The sequence below is a fragment of the Paenibacillus sp. Marseille-Q7038 genome (assembly GCF_965111595.1).
In genome coordinates, this window is sequence record NZ_CBCOOM010000001.1 from 3259019 (window position 1) to 3274855 (window position 15837).

General features: G+C 40.8%; 15 protein-coding genes and 1 pseudogene. 6 read left to right on the top strand and 10 right to left on the bottom strand.

Annotated features, from left to right (window positions below; all coding sequences use genetic code 11):
- Positions 1 to 38 precede the first annotated feature (38 nt).
- Positions 39 to 341, top strand: coding sequence for an ArsR/SmtB family transcription factor (locus tag ACWPWY_RS15560; RefSeq protein WP_191803092.1), 303 nt, complete (start codon positions 39 to 41; stop codon positions 339 to 341).
- A 146-nt stretch (positions 342 to 487) separates the two neighbouring features.
- Positions 488 to 1504: a zinc-dependent alcohol dehydrogenase family protein gene (locus ACWPWY_RS15565; protein ID WP_454192484.1), complete on the top strand. Its 1017-nt coding sequence runs from the start codon at positions 488 to 490 to the stop codon at positions 1502 to 1504.
- Between the two features lie 123 nt (positions 1505 to 1627).
- On the opposite strand, the gene ACWPWY_RS15570 is transcribed toward ACWPWY_RS15565, so the two are convergent.
- The 5 genes and pseudogenes from ACWPWY_RS15570 to ACWPWY_RS15590 all read right to left on the bottom strand — a co-directional run bounded on the left by ACWPWY_RS15570 (position 1628) and on the right by ACWPWY_RS15590 (position 6063).
- The gene (locus ACWPWY_RS15570; RefSeq protein ID WP_454192485.1) at positions 1628 to 1942 is read right to left on the bottom strand and encodes a DUF2628 domain-containing protein; all 315 of its coding nucleotides are present in this window, start codon (positions 1940 to 1942) and stop codon (positions 1628 to 1630) included.
- Positions 1943 to 2296: 354 nt separating this feature from the next.
- Complete coding sequence (locus ACWPWY_RS15575) at positions 2297 to 2467, bottom strand: hypothetical protein (RefSeq protein WP_454192486.1); 171 nt, start codon at positions 2465 to 2467, stop codon at positions 2297 to 2299.
- A 39-nt stretch (positions 2468 to 2506) separates the two neighbouring features.
- Positions 2507 to 2686, bottom strand: a pseudogene (locus ACWPWY_RS15580) (CPCC family cysteine-rich protein); the annotation flags it as partial.
- A 169-nt stretch (positions 2687 to 2855) separates the two neighbouring features.
- A complete protein-coding gene (locus ACWPWY_RS15585) occupies positions 2856 to 4475 on the bottom strand; it encodes a Na/Pi cotransporter family protein (protein ID WP_454192487.1) in 1620 nt (539 codons plus the stop codon).
- A 211-nt stretch (positions 4476 to 4686) separates the two neighbouring features.
- Positions 4687 to 6063 (bottom strand): MATE family efflux transporter, encoded by a 1377-nt coding sequence (locus tag ACWPWY_RS15590; RefSeq protein ID WP_454192900.1) that lies wholly within the window; start codon positions 6061 to 6063, stop codon positions 4687 to 4689.
- Between the two features lie 182 nt (positions 6064 to 6245).
- Between ACWPWY_RS15590 and ACWPWY_RS15595 the strand changes: the two genes are divergently transcribed.
- The gene (locus ACWPWY_RS15595) at positions 6246 to 6887 is read left to right on the top strand and encodes a TetR/AcrR family transcriptional regulator (protein WP_454192488.1); all 642 of its coding nucleotides are present in this window, start codon (positions 6246 to 6248) and stop codon (positions 6885 to 6887) included.
- Between the two features lie 167 nt (positions 6888 to 7054).
- Complete coding sequence (locus tag ACWPWY_RS15600; protein ID WP_454192489.1) at positions 7055 to 10159, top strand: MMPL family transporter; 3105 nt, start codon at positions 7055 to 7057, stop codon at positions 10157 to 10159.
- A 29-nt stretch (positions 10160 to 10188) separates the two neighbouring features.
- Here ACWPWY_RS15600 and ACWPWY_RS15605 read toward each other — a convergent pair whose 3' ends face one another.
- The 3 genes from ACWPWY_RS15605 to ACWPWY_RS15615 are packed head-to-tail and all read right to left on the bottom strand — an operon-like array spanning position 10189 to position 11093.
- Positions 10189 to 10782, bottom strand: coding sequence for a GNAT family N-acetyltransferase (locus ACWPWY_RS15605; protein ID WP_454192490.1), 594 nt, complete (start codon positions 10780 to 10782; stop codon positions 10189 to 10191).
- A gap of 43 nt (positions 10783 to 10825) precedes the next feature.
- Complete coding sequence (locus tag ACWPWY_RS15610) at positions 10826 to 10999, bottom strand: hypothetical protein (protein WP_454192491.1); 174 nt, start codon at positions 10997 to 10999, stop codon at positions 10826 to 10828.
- On the bottom strand, positions 10965 to 11093 hold the full coding sequence (locus tag ACWPWY_RS15615) for a hypothetical protein (RefSeq protein ID WP_454192492.1): 129 nt from the start codon (positions 11091 to 11093) through the stop codon (positions 10965 to 10967). The genes ACWPWY_RS15610 and ACWPWY_RS15615 overlap by 35 nt, the downstream gene beginning before the upstream one ends.
- Positions 11094 to 11283: 190 nt before the next feature.
- On the opposite strand from ACWPWY_RS15615, the gene ACWPWY_RS15620 reads away from it, so the two are divergent.
- A complete protein-coding gene (locus ACWPWY_RS15620) occupies positions 11284 to 11721 on the top strand; it encodes a GNAT family N-acetyltransferase (protein ID WP_454192493.1) in 438 nt (145 codons plus the stop codon).
- A 69-nt stretch (positions 11722 to 11790) separates the two neighbouring features.
- On the opposite strand, the gene ACWPWY_RS15625 is transcribed toward ACWPWY_RS15620, so the two are convergent.
- Positions 11791 to 12990, bottom strand: coding sequence for a copper amine oxidase N-terminal domain-containing protein (locus ACWPWY_RS15625; protein ID WP_454192494.1), 1200 nt, complete (start codon positions 12988 to 12990; stop codon positions 11791 to 11793).
- 487 nt (positions 12991 to 13477) lie between these two features.
- Here ACWPWY_RS15625 and ACWPWY_RS15630 point away from each other — a divergent pair, with 487 nt between their 5' ends.
- The gene (locus tag ACWPWY_RS15630; RefSeq protein WP_454192495.1) at positions 13478 to 14227 is read left to right on the top strand and encodes a class I SAM-dependent methyltransferase; all 750 of its coding nucleotides are present in this window, start codon (positions 13478 to 13480) and stop codon (positions 14225 to 14227) included.
- A gap of 55 nt (positions 14228 to 14282) precedes the next feature.
- Here ACWPWY_RS15630 and ACWPWY_RS15635 read toward each other — a convergent pair whose 3' ends face one another.
- Entirely contained in the window at positions 14283 to 15812 is a 1530-nt protein-coding gene (locus ACWPWY_RS15635) for a glycoside hydrolase family 32 protein (protein ID WP_454192901.1), read from the bottom strand.
- Positions 15813 to 15837: the final 25 nt, after the last annotated feature.

Here is a 15837-nt window from a genome sequence, read left to right on the forward strand (position 1 = left end):
AATTGACAAATCGTACTTTATCGATTTATAATAGGCAGATGGACAAGTTAACTATTTTTAAATCACTTTCAAATGAAGCTCGATTACAAATTTTAGATTGGCTGAAAGATCCTTTTGCTCACTTTGATCCACAAGAAGGAATTGATTTAGTCGAAGTTGGTGTGTGTGTTAGTCAAATCACGAATAAGTTAAATATGACTCAATCTACTGCTTCTCAATACCTTTCAACCCTACAAAAAGCTGGTTTAATTAAATCAACACGAATAGGTAAGTGGACATATTACAAAAGAGATGAAGAAGTTATTAAAAATCTCGGTATATTCATTCAAACAGAACTATAATAACCAACCAAATTCTATGACGGAGTTTGGTTGTTATTATAACCTACATATCGATAATTCTTAATTTGTAGATTTGTTAGATGCGGATTTAAGTAATATTTCTTGTTATTGGTTATTGATTATTTAATATAAGAAAAGAGGAACTGATGATGAAAGCATGGCAAAAACAAGGCGTAGGATTAGAAAACCTTAAACTAGTAGAAGTAGAAACCCCTAAACCAGGTCCTCATCAAATATTGATTCAAGTGAAAGCTGTATCCCTTAATTTCCGTGACAAATCCATCATGGATGGCGATTATTTACCAGACTTAATGAGCAAGCCTTTCACACCTGTGTCAGATGCGGTAGGTATTGTTGTGAGTGTCGGTTCAGAAGTAACCCAGTTTAAAGTGGGCGACCGTGTTGTTTCACACCTTTATACAAAATGGGTCGATGGAGCACCAAGCGAAGACTATGCCCCAACAGCTGTGGGTGGACCGAATGATGGTGGACTAGCAGAATATATGTTGTTAGAAGAGTATGCAGCAGTAATGGCTCCAGCTAATTTAACAGATGAAGAGGCTTCAACTCTGCCAATTGCGGCACTAACCGTGTGGTTTTCTTTAGTGGAATACGGCAAAATTAAAGCCGGTGATACCGTACTTGTTCTGGGAACAGGTGGCGTGTCCGTCTATGCGACTCAAATCGCCTCTGCCTTAGGTGCAAGAGTAATTGCTACAACGAGCAGTGATGCAAAAGGTGAACGAGTAAAAGAGTTAGGCGCCAAAGAAGTCATCAACTATGTGAAAACACCGGATTGGGAAAAAGAAGTATTAAAACTGACGAACGGTAAAGGCGCTGAACATATTTTAGAAGTTGTTGGCGGAGATAGCATTAACCGTTCGATCGAAGCACTTGCACTACAGGGACATATTTATATCGTTGGTTTCTTGAAGAGCATGATGGCGGAAGTGAATTTATTCGCATTATTAGCGAAGCAAGCACGTATTCAAGGTATCTATGTTGGTCACCGTAAAGCATTTGATGACATGAACAAAGCTTTTGATGAACTCAATATCCATCCCGTAATCGATACCGTATACTCATTCGACGAGGCGATCCAAGCTTATGAGCATCTAGGTCGTGGTGCTTTTGGTAAAATTGTCATTAAAGTTTCTGAATAATTCAAAACTATATAAAGAGACTTTGTTCGATTGAATATGGAACTACGGATTTTTCAGTAAAACCTTAGCATTATCAGCACAAAAAAACCTTCTAACGATGAATTCGTTAGAAGGTTTTTACGTTTACGCTATTCTAGATATGATGCTGTTATGCTCAAGTACTGCACGATCCGACTCATTCACTGGACGGTATCCTTTTTCCAAAAGTTCTTTAATATAAATCTTATTGTAGACAAAAGAAAATACAATGCCGCAGACCCATGCACCAAACCCCAGTGTAAAGGCTCCAAGAATAGCAGCGAGAATGAACATAATGGCGGCCCACTTTAAATCCCCTCTAAATAATGCTGGAAAGAAACCAAAGAAAAATGTTGTCCAGCTGAATCCTACTTTAACGTCTTTTGTTACCCCTGCTTGATTAGCTAATACGACTCTCACGACGTGCACCCCTGTTCTTGCAAAAAAAGCGGATTGCCACTTGGGATAAAACCATTTCATTTCTCATTATTATAGGTCTTATGTATGCCTAACTGACAAAACACATCTTCTTTTCTAGTCATTTACTCCTAATTATATCGGCTCACTTTATGGATAATTTTAGATACATCTCAATATTTTACTTAAAATATGTAAAATTATATTAAATATGCCCTTTTTATTAGTCTTTATCAGGTTCTAAGAACTACTAAAAAACCCCGTCATCATCCACTCATTGCGTGTTTGTAAACTTCGTAATCAGCGGATAATCTGAGGGATTAATTTATGTTATTTTGCGTTTATCTTCCCTATTTTTTACTTCATCATGCTGAGAGCTGCTTCACGATTAAATACTTCTTCCCATTTCTTATCGGTTCCTAATGAAGTTCCTTTAGTAGCCCAATTTTCCGGCTTCTCAAGCTGATCATAGGCATCCATAAGCCGCTTGTTAGCATGGATAACCGCTTCTCTTTTCTGTGATTTCAAGACCTCATTATGGTGATATCCAAGACAATGTTGCTTGAAGATTTCTCTCGCTTTTGTAAGCGAATAGTCCTGATTAGCCCCACCCCATACCTTGTCAGCCTGATCATCCAGCTGGCCATCGTCTTCCCAACCACACAGAATGCAAACCTCGTAACCATATATCTGAATTTCTAATGTAGGATAACCACAACATGGACAGGGATATCTTTTCGGGTCTATTTCCTCATCATCGAGGTCATAGAACTCAGATCTTCATAGTACCGGTGCCAGCTTCTATTTTTCTTTCTCTGCCGATGTCCTAGACCGTCATTATTTGCCGTAAAGCACAAAATGATCAGCACAAAAAAACGTCCTTTCAGCTATAGCCGAAAGGACGGTTCCTTCTTTTCTAATGCTGTTCGTGAAGCACGAACTGAGCAATATTTTTACAGTGATCTCCGATACGTTCAAGGTTCGTTAGCAAGTCCAAATAAATGGTTCCTGCATTGCTTGAACATATGTTTTGGTTTAGACGAATGATGTGATTTTTCCGGAATACAACTTCAAGATCATCTAATTTTCTTTCCAGTTCCAATACGGTGTTAGCTGCCTCGGTATCCTGTCCTTCTAGTGCTACAAGTGCCTTCTCTACCGTCTGATCTGCTACTTCCATCATTTCTTGCAACTCTTTCGTAGCAGCTTCCGAGAACAAAATCTTGTTATTAATGCTGAACTCTGCAAGCTCTACTACATTCTCTGCATGGTCGCCGATCCGCTCAATATCACTAACCGTTTGGAACCAACCAGAAGCTTTTTCCGACTCCCCTGCCGGCAGTCCGTTCTTCTGGTGAATTCGTATGATATATTCCGTGATTTTGCGATTAAGCTCATTAATAAGCTCTTCCTTTTGCAAGGCAAGGTCGGCATACTTCGTATCCTTCTGAAAGAAATACTTCGTCGCATCCTGCAAAGACTCTCTTGCATATTGACCCATGCGCACAATTTCATGCTGAGCTTGCCCTAATGCAACTGCCGGTGTTGCAAGTAGACGATCATCAAGATAAATGGGTTTAAACTGAATTTCTTCCATCTTGCCCGGAATGAGCTTCGTAACAATCCATGCCAATACAGGAATCAACGGCAGGAAGATAAGGGTGTTCGTCACGTTGAATAATCCATGGGCATATGCGATCTGCATCCGGATATTCACACCTTCTCCTAACCATAGAACGATCCAGAGTACGACTGGCAGTAAGAGCATGAAGATAATTGCTCCGCAAACGTTAAAAATAACATGTACTAAAGCAGTACGTCTTGCTGCAATGGAAGCACCAATGGATGCGAGTACCGCTGTAATCGTTGTCCCGATATTGTCACCGAAAAGAATCGGCAAAGATCCACCAAGACTAATCATTCCTTCATCTGCAATGGTCTGCAGAATCCCGATCGTTGCACTTGAGCTCTGTACTACCATTGTAAAGATGGTACCTACGAGCAGTCCCAGTACAGGCTGGTCCGCCATTTGGATCATAAAATCAGTAAAAGCAGGCAGTTCCCTAAGCGGCTTCACCCCACCGCTCATCGTAGATAATCCGAGAAACAACATCCCAAAGCCAAAGATAACTTGGCCAATGTATTGAAATCTCTTTTTATTCAGGAAAAATAAAAAGAAGGCACCTACTGCAATAATAGGCAGCGCATACTCTTCAATTTTGATCCCGACAATAAAAGCAGTCATCGTTGTACCGATATTCGCACCAAGTACAACCCCAATTGCTTGTCTAAGCGTCATAAGTCCAGCGTTTACAAGACCAATTGCCATTACCGTCGTCCCTGAAGACGACTGAATTAAACAGGTAACGATAACTCCGACTAGAACTCCCAATATAGGATTTGTGGTGTACTTTTCCAAAATCCCACGCATTTTGTCTCCGGCCGATTTTTGTAGTCCGTCTGACATAAATTTGATACCAAACAGAAAGATGCCGAGTCCCCCGACAAACTTAAACAATATCTCTTGCCAATCCAATATATGAAAGCCTCCCTCAGTTATTGGTTGTCCAAACCTTTTTTAATTTATCATACTCACGAATCGAAATGAATAATTCAAGTTTAGACATTTTATGATAATTTTAGTACAGACCAGAGAAAAATATTTAATATTTCATATATAGTTGTGACAGATGTTATTGCAAAAAAAAGAGAGCTGATTGCTCAGCTCTCTCGGTTGAAAATATGAATTATATCAATTTGCGGCGATACCATTTATCTCCTCGGAATCGATACCAGAATATGACTCCACGGACACTCCACTCGGTCACCATAGCAATCCATACCCCCATGATGCCAAGTCCAAGCGTAATTCCTAGAAAATATCCTAAAATTACACGGAGAACCCACATCGACAGTAAAGAAGTTAAGGAAGTAAAGTTTGAATCCCCAGCCGCACGTAGTGCAGAAGGAAGAATGAAACTAATCGACCAGAAAATCGGCTGAGTGATCGCAATCAGCAGTGTCAGTGCAAATATATCGGGTACAATCTCAGCCGGCGGCGAGAATAATCCGACGATGAACGGAAACAGCGGAATGATAATAACAGCTACCAGGATAAAGAACGCAGTCGACAAGCCCATAAATGATTTAATAAATTTCCTTGCGTCCGGAATACTTCCATTACCAATACACTGCCCAACAACAGTGACAACCGCGATACTTAGCGCGCTGCCCCCAATTTGGAAAAGTAGCGATATAGAACCGCTGATTGCATTCACGGTAATCGCTAAAGTCCCGAGCTGAACAATAAAGGTCTGAGTGAGCAGTTTCCCGCCATTAAAGAACATCTGCTCTGCGGCAAATGGAATTCCAATCGCCATAATTCTTTTTAGGATCGAAAAATCCAGTTTTAGTGCTTCTTTGATCTTGTATTTTAATGTCTGATTTATTTTGATCAAATAATACATCGAGATGAACATCCCCAGCACTCGTGCAGTAATCATCGAAATAACAAGACCCATAATTCCCATATCAAATACCGTAATAAGCAAAATATTCAGTCCAAGATACGTAAGGTTCATGATGAGTGACAATCCAAGGCAAGCCTTCGTCTCTGCTACCCCGCGAAGGACACCGGTTACGGCCTGAAATATGGCAATAAACGGATAAGAAATACAGCTGCCTATGAGAAAGACACGAGCATTCTCAAATACTTCTGCTTCCGCCTTACCAAATAACAAATTAAGAACAGATGTATGAAAAGTAATAACCAGCCCGCATATGACGATGGAAAGAATTGCTACTGCCGTAATGGCCTGTGTAGCCGATTTCGATACCATCTCCTCATTACCGCTCCCCTTATACTGTGCAACAATGACCGTTCCCCCTGTAGCTACCGCAACAAATACGTTAACGAGGAAAATATTGATCGAATCAACCATACTTACGGCACTTACCGCCGCAACGCCAGATGATGCAATCATCGCTGTATTTAACAGGGCCATTAAAATAATAAAAGCCTGATCCACAAATATCGGGATAATAATCGCGATAATTTGCCTGAAATCAAGCGTCTTTCCAGTAAAATATTTATTCATTAATGCATTTGATTTTTCTTTATACATAGGAAGTGGATTACTCAAATGATCATCTCTTTTTCATTGTATTTACAACATCGCCCAATAGTATAGCATGATTTCGCGAGTATGGGTTGTGAAGTATTTCTTTTTTTATGATAAGGATTGCAGAAAAAACGGTTTTCGACTATAATTTCGTTATTCCAATAAAAGTAAACAGGTGTTCACTAATGCAAATTTTAAAAGAAGAAATCCGAAACAATATTCTGAGCGCTGCCCTATCTGAGTTTGAACAATATGGGTATGCACAGTCCTCGATGAGACGAATTGCGACCGCAGCAGGAATAACAACAGGTAACATTTATCGCTATTTTAAAAACAAGGATGATCTATTCCAGGCACTGATGGGAAGTGCACATGAACAGTTTATCTCGTACACCATCGCAGTTAAGGAAGAAATAGACAATACCTTCACTATTCACAGTGACGAAGTATTTAAGTATATCAAGATGGTGGATGAGACTATTGTAGAACTGCTGAAAGACTCAAGTACGGAGATCAAGATCTTATTAACTTTAAGCGAAGGTTCAGCTTATGCATCGGCAAAACAGGATCTTATTTCCATTGTCATTCAGATTCTAGAAAAGGTATTTACGGTTACCCGGGAGACAACTGATTTAGATCCCGAAGACCGATTGTCTAGCCAGATGCTAGCTGTCACCATCATTGAAGGGATATGCCTGATTCTCCGCGACCACCGGGATGGAGCAACCATTAAATATTTAGTTGATGAGCTGCTGCAAGTGTTCTCCGTAGGGATTGCGGAGAAAATTAGTCGTTGTACGTCCAAACCTTTGGATCATCTCAGCTGAGTGAATAAAGGTTTGGAAGTACCTCCAAACCTCTGGATCATCTAATTTGAGTGAATAGAGGTTGAAGTCTATCTCTTTTTTTAGCATTATAATGAACGCCTGTTTACTAATGTTCTCTGTACCTTAAGCAATGCCACTATTCCAAGATCAAGGGAGATAATGTACGAATGCAAAAGATACTAAAGTGGCGCTGGCTTCTTCTAGCCTTTTGGCTGGTTAGCGCAATCTTACTCACCGTGTTTCAGCCAGATGTCAACGCGATCCTGCATGAAAGAGGCCAAGATCCGCTCACCAAAGATAGTCCCTCCAAAGTAGCAAGTGAACTATTAAAAGAAATGACAGGAGATCAAGGTACCAGTGACATTATTGTTTTTCATAATGAGAATAAACTTTCTGAAACGGATTTAACTCAGATCGAAACAGGTATAGAGAACATACGAGATCATGGTTCGGCGCTCGGTGTGCGCGATATGATCGACCCTTTTTCTACCCCAGAGGCGAAATCCTCTCTTCTCTCCGAGAATGGAACAACCTTAATGGTCAGCTTCAGCCTCGATAAAGGAGATCGTGAAGTTGCCGTCATTAAAGAACAACTGGAGCAAGAATTAGCTGCCGTAGATACTGATTTTTATCTAAGTGGTGAAGATTTTATTCAGAACGATTATCTGGAAGCAACGACGTCAGGCGTAGAAAAAAGTGCTCTACTGACGGTTGTCTTCATTCTTGCCGTTCTTATTATTATGTTCCGTTCACTGCTCATCCCGTTTATCTCGCTACTAACGGTAGGGATTACATATCTCGTATCCATGGGCATTGCAGCACAAATTATTGAAAAATTGAATTTTCCGGTCACCAGTGTAACGCAGATGCTGCTTGTCCTCATTCTGTTCGGGATCGGTACCGACTACAACATTCTTTTATTCAATCGCTTTAAAGAAGAACTTGCTCACGGGGCAACGATTGATGAAGCTATTTTCACTACGTTCCGAACCGCAGGCAAAACCATTCTCTACAGTACATTAACCGTATTTATTGCGTTTGCTGCACTAAGTTTCTCAAACTTTGGAATTTACAAATCTGCAAACGTGGTAGCCATTGGTGCTATTGTGTTAATTGTGCAGATTTATACATTAACCCCCTTCTTTATGAAGACACTCGGGGAAAAATTATTCTGGCCTGCCAAACAAAATAACGGCCATAAAGACAGCAAGTTTTGGACCAAGCTCGCTACGATTTCAGTAAAATATCCGGTTATTACAACTGCACTTATTATTGTCATCATGATTCCCGTTCTGATGTTCAGCAAACAAACGTTGTCCTTCGACCAGCTGAAAGAACTCGGTAACGCCTACCCTTCGACCAAGGGATTCAGTCTCGTTGCTGAAAACTTCAGTGAAGGTCAGGCTCTACCTACGAATGTGGTTATACAAAATGATGAGCCGATGGATAACAATGATGCCTTGGCTGTCATTGATTCGATTACAAACTCCCTTAACCAGCTCGAAGGAGTCGACAGCGTATCCAGTGTAACGCAGCCACAATTCGAGGAAATTCCGGATTTGTATACAGATAGCCAAACCTCTGCTATAACGGATGGAATCTCAGCTTCTAAGGATGGTGTCGATCAGATCCAGAATGGACTTTCACAGATGGAAGCAGGACTTGAGACGCCTGACTTCTCTGAAGTGGATCAGCTAGTTTCCGGTTCGGGAGAGATTACATCAGGATATCAGCAACTGACAGATGCGGTGAAAGAACTTGGAGGCGGTATTAGTGATGGGGCTACCGGTGCTACCGGACTTTCTTCCGGAATTACCGAGATTCGAAACGGTCTTTCTTCCATACAAAACAGCTCTGTAGAAGTCTCAAACGGACTCCGTGAGATTCAGAAACAATATACTGCACTTGGCAGTGGATATGAATCACTCGCGAAGCAACTGCCCGGCATCCAGCAAGGGATGACAGGAATTAACGGACTGATCACTGCTCTCGGCGCTTCCCACAGTGAACTTGCATCAGATGATACTTATGTCGAGCTGAAGACGCAAGGTGCAGCACTCGAAAGCGGCATTGCCCAGTGGGCTGGAGGGCTAACACAGCTCAATACGAATTATGAAAAGTTAAATAACGCCTTTACACAAGCCGCTGGTGGTTTAGATCAAATTAATAGTGCTCAGGGGCAAATCCTCAGCGGTCTCAAAGAATTAGAAAATGGGGCAAAAGAGCTGAGCTCTGGACTGAATCAAGGCGCAAGCGGCGCGGATGAAATTGCTGCAAATATGAATAAATTAAATGTTGCTCTGGCTCAAGTAAATCAGGGGCAAGAAGAACTGAGTAACGGACTATCTCAGTTTTCGGGCGGTCTAAGTTCATTAAAAGATGGACTTCATCAAAGTGGAAATGGACTTGAAGATATTTCGGAGGGACTTGGAAAAACCAACGAATTCCTAACGCAATTTGAATCTTCCAAAACGTTCTTCATTCCTAGAGAAGCGCTCGAAGGAGAAGATTTTGCCCAGGTACTTGATAATTTCATGTCCGAAGATCGTAAAATTACGAAATTGATGGTTATTTTAAATGATGATCCTTATTCTAAAAAAGCGATGGACACCATTGAAGAGATTAATGAGACCGTTGCTTCAGGACTCAAAGGAACTAACCTAGATGGGGCTGTATTCGGAGCAGCTGGACCAAGTTCTACCACCTATGATACCAATAAAGTACAGCTTGAGTCATTTAACGGAACAGCGGTTATCGTTATTATCGGTGTGTTCCTGGTACTGCTACTTGTAATTCGTTCGATTCTGCCATCCATCTATATTGTATTGTCTTTGATCGTCTCGTACTATGTTGCCATGGCTGCAACCAATCTGGTTACCTATCAAATACTGGGTGCTGACGGCGTATCATCGTTTGTTCCCTTCTTCTCCTTCATCATTATTGTAGCGGTCGGAGTCGATTACAGTATCTTCTTCATGATGCGCTACAAAGAATATGGGGAACTGGAACCTGCAAAAGCACTCGTGGAATCAGCCAAAAATATCGGCGGCGTTATCATCTCCGCCATGATTATACTCGGCGGTACCTTTGCCACACTTATTCCATCAGGACTTGTCCTGCTGATTGAACTGGCCGCTGCAGTCATTGCGGGTCTCCTTGTACTTTGCTTCATCTTACTTCCGATGCTGGTACCTGCTTTAATTATGTTACCTAACGCACTTAGCAAGAGAAAAAACAAAGTTTCAAGTGAGAAATCTACGTTACACCAATAACGATATATAGTTGTTAAAAGAAGCATAGCCTATAATAGGCTATGCTTCTTGTTTTGTTTGGAGTGACCATACTCCTCTTTTAAAATACCGAATACTTCTCGATCCACCACCCCTTTGCCGGGCCAAAGCGTTGCTTGTCTGAGTGTGCCTTCTTTCATAAAACCGTTTTTGATAAGCACCTTTTTGGAGACTTCATTTTGCGGCATTACATCCGCCTGAACTCGGTTAATACCCGCACGCAGGAACAGGAATTCAAGCACCAAGTGAACCGCTTCCGTTGCATACCCCCTACCCCAATAAGCCTCTGCTAAGAAGTAACCCATCGTGGCCATATTCACCTTGTGATTGAGATCAAATACTTCTATAATACCAATCAGCCGATCCTGCTGATCCTCAGTAAAAATCCCCCACTTTACACGCGTCTGTTTATTAAAGTCTCGCTCAAAGTGTCCGACCATTTTCCTCACCGTATCTTTATTGTGTCTCGGAAGGATCCCGCAATATTTGAATACAACGTCATTGCTATAGATCTCGAACAATTCATCTACATGTTCCTCTTCTACTTTCTTAAGTACAAGTATGTCTGATTTCAGAACAGGAAACGGGCCAAAAATAGCAACCATATTCTCCTCCTTGTCATTCATCTTATTCTTTCTAAGATGCGGTCTATTCCTGGAGATTCAGATCTCTCAGGAATGGATTAAGAGCTGCAATCTCGTTTGCTTTTTTCATAAGGTCTGTTCCTTCCGGCCCTTGAGCAAACCGAGTAAGCAGAATCCAGCGCAGATAAGCTATTGCTTCAAATTTAGTTCTGTCTTCCTCGGTACTGAAAATCAACATTTTGCGTCACCGGCTGTACGATGATCGGTAGATTTTGTGCTAACAGCTCATCCAGTAAAGGATCTTTCTGTATCCAATCCATGTCACGTAACATAGATATCAGCTCCTTTTTCTTAAAGGTAATAGCCGCCTAAGTGCAGTATCCCTGTTACATTCGATTAGAGAGGCTAGGAAACCTCTGTAATTTAAGGTGCAATTGAATATAAAACATTTTTTACTTTCCTGTTAGGATTGAAATAAGGTAAGTTGGAATTGAGATCATTATGAAGAGAGGTTAATATACCATGGAACTACATATTTCCACTGAACACAGTAATGAGGATCGGACCCGTGTCCGTAACAAGCTGATTGCCTTTAATCATGCTCATTTTCCTAAAGAACTTAGTGATCGGTACGAAGAATTGAACCTGTTTCTAAAAAATGCAGACGGGGAAACACTGGGAGGAATCGTCGGGGATATATGCTGGAACTGGCTGGAGATCCACTATTTGATTCTGGATGAACAAGTTCGCGGACTTGGATATGGATCGAAACTGTTATTGGAGATCGAAGAAATAGCCAGACAGAAATCATGTGATTTCATTAAACTCGATACGCTTAGCTTTCAAGCGCTGGATTTCTATTTGAAATACGGTTATGAAGTATATGGAACGATTCATAATGCAGGCGGGCATACTCACTATTACTTAAAAAAGGATTTAAAAGATTTAATAGACACATGATAACTATCCTGAGCATTGTAAAAAGCCCTGCAGATATCTGCAGGGCTTTCTCTAAGATTCATCGTTCAATTATGAAAGTACGTCGTACTTGAATTCATCTTCTATCGTTGAAATATCAACGGTATCATAAATGAGCCAGTTTCCTCCTTTATTTTTCACTAGATAGTACAAGCTCTCCATATCAAATTTCAAAATTTTGTCCGTCTCTTCTGCATACAGAATCGCGGTATTCCCCGTGTACTTAATGACACTCATGAATTTCGCAGACATATCAAAATTAATTGCGTTTAGTAAGCCCTCATCTGTCATCGCTTGCATCATTTCATACAGTATGGATGAAGGGTCCATTGAGGAGAGAAGCAACGCTGTATTTTTTTCATTAAATCCTTTGTATTGGTTGCTTACGGTCTGCATGATTGCTTTTTCCGTATCTGCGGGTACTTGAACTTGAGTCCCAATGAGATCCTCAGCTGCATAATAGTAGTCCTCGTAGTACAAATCATACTGTCTTAACGTACCATTTGGCATTTTCATCAGATTCACTTCATAGGTTTCTACCGAATCCCAGAAGAAAGGACCACTGATATAACTGCGTGTTCGAGTAATGGTCGCGTAGATGTCATCACCATAGGCATAAATGTTATTTACATTGCTGTAGACCACTTTTGCTTTGGAAAGAAATTGATCGCGGTATTCTTCTTTAATCTCCTCATAGTAAGGAGCGTCAGGGTGAATGAGCTGCATCGTTTTCGATAAACTTCGTTCATTTTCCGCTGCTTGCTGTTTTTTGAAAAATTCAGCGACTTGTGCTTTTACCTTGCTATCTGCAACTCCAGTTGAGATATGAATCGTTTTGTTCTGCTGATTCCATACCACATCATACCCTGTTGCTTCTGCTACAAATCGAAGTGGAACAAGTGTGCTTCCTTTGGTTATGTAAGGTGCAGCGGACAGACTTGTCTTCATTCCATCAATATAAGCTGATTTCTGTCCGACCGTCAGTTGGATTTTTGTCATTCCGTTATTTGCATTAATTCGTTTAGCCGCATTATTATAAGCAACTGTGTAATCAAATGCCTCAAATAATGGACGGAATTGTACGAAAGTGACTCCATTTTTGATTTCAGGGGAAATCGAAAAACTCATAACTTTCCCATCTAGATATACCTGGATCTTTTTCGTTGCCGCATTGGCAGGGGTTACGTTACTAAGGACGGTAAATACCATCAGCAGAGATAACATAAGAAGCCCTAATTTCTTTCTCATCATGCAGTCTTCTCCTCTAAGTTGTAAGTTTTCGGGGAAAGAGAACTCTCTCCTCTCATTCCAAAATAATGAAATGAGCCCATCATAAGCCATCGTAACCTCACACAAAAGAGATTTCAATACTTGTGTAACTTTTTACATAGAGGTAAAATATGACAATCAAAATTAGTGCCTACATATCCGAAATTCTTACTTTTTCGCACCTTTCTTTTTCGCTGCTGCTTTTTCTTTATTCTCTGCAACTCGAAACTGTACAATCCTACTGATTAATTCGTAAATGAGATATAATGGAAGAAATCTTTTGAATGAGGTGAATGGGATGAACTTCCGTATGGTTCGAAGTATGTAGTTGCCGGGCTGGATAAAAACGCGTACCAGCTGTCAAGGGACCCGTCTGTCCTTTTGTCCACAGTAACTAAGGATTTGAATGATATGGCACTGTTCTTTCTCTAGCTTTTTATGAACCTCAATTTGGAAGGTGGAAGAAAAAATGAATGTACTAGAATACAAAGATTTTTATGATAAAGTAGGAAAACGCATCGGCTGGGATTTTAGTAGGGTGAAATGTGTCTCCGAAGGATTACCGTGGGACTTTTATAATGAAGTAACAAAAGTAACGAAGAAGTCAGATCTCTTGCTTGATATCGGAACGGGCGGCGGCGAAGCAATCCTCTCCATCGCGGACTCTGCACTGCTTCTCGTCGGGATTGATTATTCCACAGGAATGATGGAAACAGCAACTAAAAATGCGGCGAATTCCGGCATCCCTAATGTCCGTTTTCTGCAGATGGATGCAGAACATCTTGATTTTCCTAACCATTTCTTTCAGGTCGTCTCTTCTAGACACTCAGGCTTCGATCCAAGTGAAATAGCTAACGTGTTAGCTCCAGGCGGTATATTTCTGACTCAACAAGTCAGCGAAAACGACAAAGGGAATATAAAAGAGGCTTTTGGGAGAGGTCAAGCATTTGGTAAGAAAAATGGGACGTTACAAACTCAGTATATTACGGAGCTAAGGGAGGCTGGCTTTACGAATATCGAGGCTTTTGAAGGTAATGTAACCGAATATTATCAGACGCCGGAAGACTTACTGTTTCTCTTGAAGCATACTCCGATCATTCCTAACTTTGGAGAAACCGAAGATGATTTTCAAATCTTGGAACAATTGATTAGGGACAATCAGACGGACAAAGGAATAAAGACCAATTCATCAAGATTTATGATTATAGCTCGAAAGTAAACATCTTACGTAACAAAAATCATACTAAAAAGGGATACTCATCGTATCCCTTTTGTTATTTCACCGTACGAAAATGCTTAATGACTACATTATCAAACATCGCCGTTCCGCCTTCAGCAAACAGAGTGATTGATTTGTCGTCCGATTCCGGGAAAATTTCATTCGTAAAGACGACTTTACCATCATCAATAAAAACTTCAATGCTTGTTTTATCAACAAGGATTTTTAAATGTACCTTCTTGTTGTTCCCATCAAATGGCGCGGTACTTTCTACATATCTATTACTCTCATCAGGATGTCCGGTCGAAGCTCGGTTCACATAAGTATATTGGCCTTCTACAAAAACACCAACGTCTACGTGGCGAGTTTTATCACTAGATTCTCGAAGTCTGAGTCCAACATTCTTAATCTCTGACCAAGAGATATCTGTCTCCAGCTGATACATGTCTCCTGTTACATCAAGTGTTGTGGAGTCATCCACTTTAATATGTTCAAACGTATCGGTTGAACTCGTTAACTCATCTAATGCTTCAATGGGTTGGGATACTAAATAGTACCTATTATCTCCTTCTGCCTGTAACTCGATCTGACGGACAATGGAGTCTGTACCGTTAAAACCTTCTTCGAGGGTAGGGGTAACATTTGCGTAATCCCAATTATTCATCCAAGCTAACGCATACCGATGATTATATTTATCACTTTCCACTCCGTCTTCAAACGTTACCGCACCATACCAGTCAAATCCATAATCCAACCACTGAGGCTCGGTCTGATCCGCGATAAACTGTTCTCCATCAAAATCTCCGATCCAATACGCATATGTATTCGGTTGGCCTACCGATTTGCCGTTGGCACTGGCACCGAGAATCCACTTTAATGTACCGTCATCCGCTCTTAATTGATAAAGATCAGGGCATTCTAGAACTCCAATATTTTCAGTATGGAAACTGCTTGTATACTGCCAATCTTTTAAATTATCAGACTCATAAAATCCTATTTTGGACCCTTCTGCCATCGTCATCACCCATTTTTGCGACTCATGATCCCATATTACTTTTGGATCTCTGAAGTCTTCCACTCCCGGATTGGCTAGAACAGGAGTATCTCCATAAGGTTGAAATGTTTGGCCGCGATCTGTACTGTACCATAAAAATTGTTCCTGCTTCCCTTCATCTGCCGAGGGTTGCGTCAGTATCGCTACAATTGCACCTTCACCAAATCCTGCTGTGTTTGTATCATCTACAACAACCGAACCCGACCATGGATCTCCATTTTGATTCGTGTATTTGGGAATCGCAACGCCTTCATCTTCCCACTCCACTAAATCTACAGAAGTCGCATGCCTCCATTCTGTACCGTTCCCCTCAGGATAATCGCTATTATATAGATAATAGTAATGATATTCTCCATCAAAATAGATCGGCTTCTGGGGGTCATTTTTCCATTTGTCAGGCACGGTAAAATGATATCCGGGACGAATACTTACCTCTGGAATCGGATGAATAGTAGCTTCCTTATCGTTTTTAACTGCGGTATAAGTGATCAGTGCTAATGCGATTAAACAGCCTGCGAAAAAGATGAACATCACCGTTTTACTTCTCCTCAATCTT